This is a genomic window from Raoultella sp., assembly GCF_039594335.1.
Taxonomy (GTDB): domain Bacteria; phylum Pseudomonadota; class Gammaproteobacteria; order Enterobacterales; family Enterobacteriaceae; genus Klebsiella.
In genome coordinates this window covers 1-5,587 of sequence record NZ_JBCNNS010000201.1, presented here as the reverse complement: position 1 = coordinate 5,587, position 5,587 = coordinate 1, and the positions used below count along the sequence as shown (strand labels likewise).

General features: G+C 57.5%; 5 protein-coding genes. 2 read left to right on the top strand and 3 right to left on the bottom strand.

Annotated elements, in window-relative coordinates:
- Positions 1–797 (bottom strand): thiamine pyrophosphate-binding protein (locus ACZAHD_RS21265; protein ID WP_462458524.1); only part of this gene is annotated, 797 nt, incomplete at its 3' end.
- A gap of 524 nt (positions 798–1,321) precedes the next feature.
- Here ACZAHD_RS21265 and ACZAHD_RS21260 point away from each other — a divergent pair.
- On the top strand, positions 1,322–3,235 hold the full coding sequence (locus tag ACZAHD_RS21260) for a bifunctional 5-dehydro-2-deoxygluconokinase/5-dehydro-2-deoxyphosphogluconate aldolase (protein WP_462458523.1): 1,914 nt from the start codon (positions 1,322–1,324) through the stop codon (positions 3,233–3,235).
- Positions 3,236–3,384: 149 nt separating this feature from the next.
- On the top strand, positions 3,385–4,245 hold the full coding sequence (locus ACZAHD_RS21255; RefSeq protein ID WP_462458522.1) for a MurR/RpiR family transcriptional regulator: 861 nt from the start codon (positions 3,385–3,387) through the stop codon (positions 4,243–4,245).
- A 178-nt stretch (positions 4,246–4,423) separates the two neighbouring features.
- Here the strand turns inward: ACZAHD_RS21255 and iolB are convergent, their stop codons facing one another.
- Together iolB and ACZAHD_RS21245 are read right to left on the bottom strand one after the other, a co-directional pair.
- The gene (iolB, locus tag ACZAHD_RS21250; protein WP_462458521.1) at positions 4,424–5,233 is read right to left on the bottom strand and encodes a 5-deoxy-glucuronate isomerase; all 810 of its coding nucleotides are present in this window, start codon (positions 5,231–5,233) and stop codon (positions 4,424–4,426) included.
- 18 nt (positions 5,234–5,251) lie between these two features.
- Positions 5,252–5,587, bottom strand: a 336-nt coding sequence (locus ACZAHD_RS21245) for an aldehyde dehydrogenase family protein (protein WP_462458520.1), incomplete at its 5' end; no start/stop codon positions are given.

Sequence of the window (5,587 nt, the reverse complement as noted above, 5' to 3'; positions counted from 1 at the left end):
CCCGCCTGCGTTTCGGCGAAGGGAACGCCATAACGTTCAGCGAAGCGGGACAGCGCCTCGCCGGCACCGGCATATTTCACGCCGCCGCCGCAGATAATCAGCGGCTTACGGCTGGCTTTGATGGCGGCGACAGCATTCGCCAGCTGAGCCGTGCTGACCGGGCGGCGATCGAGTCGATGCACGCGTCGCGCAAAGAAGGAAGCGGGATAATCCCAGGCTTCGCCCTGCACATCCTGCGGCAGACAGAGGGTCACAGCGCCGGTTTCCGCCGGATCGGTCAGGACGCGCATCGCGTTGATGCAGGCGCTCATCAGCTGTTCCGGGCGCGTAATGCGGTCCCAGTATTTGCTGACGGCCCGGAAGGCGTCGTTAGTGCTGATGCTCAGGTCGTAACTCTGCTCAACCTGCTGCAGCACCGGATCCGGCTGACGGGTAGCAAACACGTCGCCGGGCAACAGCAGCAGAGGTATGCGGTTGGCGGTGGCCGTCGCGGCGGCGGTAATCATATTGGCCGCGCCCGGCCCGACGGAAGAGGTGCAGGCGATGATCTGGCGGCGCAGAGACTGGCGGGCAAAACCAGTAGCGACATGCGCCATGCCTTGTTCGTTACGCCCCTGGAAGACCCGCATTTCGCCGCTGTCTTGTTCCAGCGCCTGTCCCAGCCCCAGCACGTTGCCGTGGCCAAAGATGGCGAAAATGCCTTTTACGAATTTATGCTCTTCGCCATCCACGTCGAGAAACTGGTTATCCAGGAACTTCACCAGCGCCTGTGCCATTGTCAGTCTCAGTTTGCCCATTTTGCACAATCCTTATTTTCAGTATTTGTGTGTGGGTTAGCGCGTTTTCCCTGTGCTACGCGCTTGTCACCGCTGCGGGAAATCGTTAACGTCCACTGGAATACTTTGGGATTATAGGCAAACATTTTTTTCATTAAATGTAAATACAGAAAAAATATTTCATTTTGCGAGAAGGATCAAACTCTCCCCCTGTTTCACCCGTTTCACGCAGACCAACCGCCCCGCCATTGGCCGCTCAAGGCGCGCCGCCGCTTAAACATCCCTTTAAAAATCATGCATAAAGCACTCTCTTACAGGGTCATGCCGCACCAGGCGTCACCGTGCCTTCGATCCTTTTCCTGACGGGGCCTGGCGGGGCAGAGTGGTAGATCCCTCACACTTTTGGTTTTTTAATTTCGATCTTATTTGCAAATGAAATATTTATTTCTCAAACTAAGAATAACCGTTCACCCTCAGGCTGTGTGGAGATCTTGTCGGCATTCCGACCCTTCCGTACAGCAGATATGCAAAAGGAAACCCTAGCTATGAATGCAGCAGTAAAGCGGCTCGACGTCATCTGTATTGGCCGGGTGGCTGTCGACCTCTATGCCCAGCAGATTGGCGCAAGGCTAGAAGATGTTGCCAGTTTCGCTAAATATCTGGGCGGATCTTCCGGCAACGTCGCCTTTGGCACCGCCATTCAGGGATTAAAATCTGCCATGCTGGCGCGCGTCGGCGATGAGCATAATGGCCGTTTTTTACGCGAAACGCTCCGTCGGGTCGGGGTCGATACCGCATACCTGATTACGGATAAACAGCGTCTTACTGCGCTGGTGATGCTGGGAATTAAAGATCAGGAGACTTTCCCGCTCATTTTTTACCGTGATAATTGTGCCGATATGGCGCTGGTACCTGAGGATATTAATGAGGAGTACATCGCCTCTTCCCGTGCGCTGGCGGTAACGGGCACGCACCTTTCGCATGCCAGCACCCGTGCGGCCGTATTGAAGGCGCTGGAGTACGCTCGCCGTCACGGCCTGCGTACCGCGCTGGATATCGATTACCGTCCAGTGTTGTGGGGATTGACCTCGTTGGGAGACGGTGAAACACGTTTCATCGAATCCGGTCCGGTTACCAGCCAGCTTCAGGAAGTGCTCCATCTGTTCGATTTAGTGGTCGGTACAGAAGAGGAGTTCCATATTGCCGGCGGCAGCACCGATACGCTGACCGCGCTGAAAAATGTCCGCCACGCGACAAAAGCGACGCTGGTCTGCAAACGGGGTCCAATGGGCTGCGTGGTGCTGGAAGGCGACATCCCCGATAGCTGGGACAACATTCCGCTTCAGCAAGGGGTGCGGGTTGATGTGCTCAACGTGCTGGGCGCGGGTGATGCCTTTATGTCCGGTCTGCTGCGCGGCTGGTTGAATGATGAAGGCTGGGAGCAGGCGTGTCGCTACGCCAATGCCTGCGGCGCGCTGGTGGTCTCGCGTCACGGCTGCGCACCGGCGATGCCGACCAAAGTCGAACTGGATGATTATCTGCTGCGAGCGGAATCTGTCCCGCGTCCGGATATTGATGCGCGCTTAAACCATTTACATCGCGTCACCAGTCGCCGCCAGCCGTGGCCAGAGCTGTGCATTTTCGCTTTTGATCATCGTAAACAGCTGGCGGATCTGGCCCATGAAACCGGATGCGATCCAGCCTGTATTCCCCGTCTCAAGCGACTGCTGCTGGCCGCCGCCGAAGCTGCCGCCAAAGAGGCGGGGCTGGAACAGCGTAGCGGTATTCTCGCCGACGGCACCTACGGTCAGAGCTCACTGAACGCCATTACCGGTAAAGGCTGGTGGATTGGTCGTCCTGTCGAGCTGCCGGGTTCGCGCCCGCTGCGTCTGGAACACGGCAACATTGGTTCCCAGCTGATCAACTGGCCGCTGGAGCAGGTGGTGAAATGTCTGGTCTTCTATCATCCGGCAGATCCGGCACCGTTGCGCGCGGAACAGGATGCGCTGCTGCAGGAAGTCTGGCAGGCCTGCAACAAGTCAGGACATGAGCTGCTGCTGGAGGTGATCCTGCCGGAAAACGGCCCGGATAAAGACGAGCGTCACTATCACACGATGCTGGAACATTTTTACCAGCTCGGCATTCAGCCAGACTGGTGGAAACTGCCGCCGCTGTCCGGCGTCAGCTGGGAAAAGATCGCAGCCCTTATCGAGCGTGAAGATCCCTGGTGTCGCGGGATCCTGCTCCTCGGCCTCGATGCACCGTCAGATCGGCTGCGCGCCGGGTTTGCCGAGGCCGCCGGCCACCCGATTATCAAAGGCTTCGCCGTCGGGCGTACCATCTTTGGCCAGCCTTCACGACGCTGGATGGCGGGCGAACTGAGCGATGAGGCGCTGATTGGCGAGGTGAAACGCAACTATCTGACGCTCATCGACTACTGGCGCGAAGTCCGCGGTTAACCCCACTAAAACCCGCTCGCCTCTCCCGGTGCGGGTTTTTTTCTGTTTCTTCGTGAAATGAATCGCGTATTTTACCGCAAAAAATGAAAAATTCGCTTCATTTGATACACTGGAAGTTATATTCCTTTCATTTTCTCAGAGCGCAATCTATGGCCAATAATCCGACCCAACTGACCATCCTGCAGGATGAAATCCGGCGTCGCTACGATACATTAAGCAAACGCTTAAAACAGGTGGCACGCTATATTCTGGATAACAGTAATAGCGTCGCTTTCGATACCGTCGCCTCCATCGCCCAGCAGGCGGATGTCCCGCCATCGACGCTGATCCGTTTCGCCAATGCGTTCGGCTTTAGCGGCTTTAACGAAATGAAGCAAATGTTCAGACAGCATCTGATGGAAGAGACCGCCAACTATACCGAACGCGCGCGCCTGTTCCGCCAGACCACCAATGATGAAACCTCGCCGCCGGAAACGCCGACGGAAATTCTCAATATGTTCACCATGGTGAATACCCAGGCGCTACAGCAACTCGCGATGCAGACCTCTGGTGATGATCTCGAGCGCGCGGTCGCCCTGCTGGCGGAGGCGGAGAATATCTATGTGATTGGCCTGCGCCGCTCGTTTAGCGTCGCCTCCTATTTGACCTATGCGCTGCGTCATCTTGACCGAAAAGCGTTTCTGATCGATGGCCTCGGCGGCATGTTCACCGAACAGCTGAGCCTGGTGGGACCGAAAGATGTGGTAGTCGCCGTGAGCTTCTCGCCCTACGCGCGTGAAGTTGTCGAACTGGTTGAACTTGGCGCCCAGCGCAAGGCGCGACAGATTGCGATTACCGACAGCCAGGTCAGTCCGCTTGCGGCCTTCAGCGATGTCTGCTTTGTGGTACGTGAAGCGCAGGTTGACGGTTTCCGCTCCCAGGTGGCTTCTCTGTGCCTGGCCCAGACGCTGGCCGTTTCACTGGCGTTGAACAGCAGCAAAGAGCCGCCGCTCCTGCAAAACCACGCCTGACCCTGCCCCCTCTCCCGGATAGCAGCGCTTGCGCCTTATCCGGACGACCATCCCCCCATGTAGCCCCGGTAAGCGCAGCGCCACCGGGGAATACTTCCGGACGGACGCCAGGGAACAGGAACAGACAAAAAGGGCCGCTATGCACAAACTTAGCGGCCCTTTTCACTCTTGCGATACGTCAGTCGTGACGAGGATAGTCAGGGCTGTTGATCCATGTGTGATCCTCTTCCCAGGTAAACAACCACTTGCGCTCCGGCCCGGCCATCACGTTCAGATAATAGCTGTCATACCCGGCAATCGCCGCCACCGGATGATAACCGCGCGGCACCATCACCACATCGTGGTTATAAGGCGCCATGCAGGCATCCAGGCTACGGTCATCGGTATACACCCGCTGGAGAGCGAAGCCCTGAGGCGGATCGAAACGATGGTAGTAAGTCTCTTCCAACTGGGTTTCTTGCCCCGGTTGCGCGGTATCGTGCTTGTGCGACGGCCAGGAGCTGGTGGCGCCTTCGTCGGTATACACCTCCACCACCAGCAGACAGTCGGCCTGCGCGTTATCCGGCAGAATATTATGCACAAGACGCTGATTGCGCCCTTTGCCACGATGCTCAACCCCCACATCCTGCGGACCAATCACCCGCGCCGGTAGCCTACCTTTACCCGGCGCGCTGCACACCGCCAGTTCAAGGTCAGAATCCGCCGTCACCTCAACTTTGTCCCGCGTCGGGATGTACACCGCCCACGGAGGCGTACGTTCAAACGGCGACATTCGCTGTCCCAGACCAGGAAAATCAGCCTGCGTCGTTTTGACCGACGCCAGCCCGGCAACCAGCACCAGACACAGCTCGCGCTCGCCGCTTTCCAGCGTAATGCGCTGCCCTTTTTTCAGCATCCATACATCAAAACCGATATAGCGCCAGCCAGCACTTTGCGGCGTAATATGTTGGATCTGCCCCTCTTTTCGTGATTTAGACAGTAACGACATGGCGCTCTCCTTCGCCGATTAACCTAATGTCGGCATGCTGAATTCAGATACGGTTTGCTGCCCTTCCGGCCAACGCACTGTGGCGGTTTTCATGCGGGTGTAGAAGCGCACGCCGTCAGGACCATGGACGTTGAGGGCACCAAATACCGAGCGTTTCCAGCCGCCGAAGCTGTGGAAGGCCATCGGTACAGGAACCGGCACATTCACCCCGACCATCCCGGCCTGGACATCATGCACGAACTCACGAGCGGTGTGTCCATTGCTGGTGAAAACGGCGCTGCCGTTGCCAAATTCGTGGCTGTTCACCAGTGCCAGCGCACTGCGATAGTCCTTCACGCGGACAATGCCCAGCAC